This is a genomic window from Pseudomonas sp. YuFO8 (assembly GCF_035065025.1).
Taxonomy (GTDB): domain Bacteria; phylum Pseudomonadota; class Gammaproteobacteria; order Pseudomonadales; family Pseudomonadaceae; genus Aquipseudomonas; species Aquipseudomonas putida_AE.
In genome coordinates, this window is sequence record NZ_JAXDEQ010000122.1 from 1 (window position 1) to 465 (window position 465).

Consider the following 465-nt stretch of genomic DNA (forward strand, 5'->3'; position numbering starts at 1 on the left):
CCTGCACAAAATCGCCAGGTCGGTATGCCAGCTCCAGACCCCACTGTTCCAATCGAAAACCCAAGACTGAATCGACTTCGACCGGCTCAGGTTGACCCTCGCCATGCAGCCACAATTGGGCTTCATGGAAGGCGCAGAATTCCTTCAACACCTGCAGATCCGCTTCCGACAACGGCGCCATGTGCCGCAGCAACACGGCGATGGACGTACCGCTGAACAACTCCACATGCCCCAAGGCCTGCGGTTTGCTCAGGCGTCGCAACATGTTCGGCAGACGCTGCATGATCGGTTGCAAGGCCTGTACCAGCACTGGGCAATCGTCGATGGCGACGATGTCCTGGCTGGCCACGGCGCGAAAACCTACTTCCAGCTGCTTCGCCTTGGCATCCCAGCGCACGGCGACGCGGGCGCGGCGTCGGTAGCCGAACTCCGGCCCACTCAACGGTGCGGCACACTCTTGCGGTT

1 pseudogene is annotated in these 465 nt (G+C 61.3%); it reads right to left on the reverse strand.

Annotation, left to right across the window (positions count from 1 at the left end):
- Positions 1-465: pseudogene (locus SOP95_RS31585) on the reverse strand (23S rRNA (uracil(1939)-C(5))-methyltransferase RlmD); the annotation flags it as partial.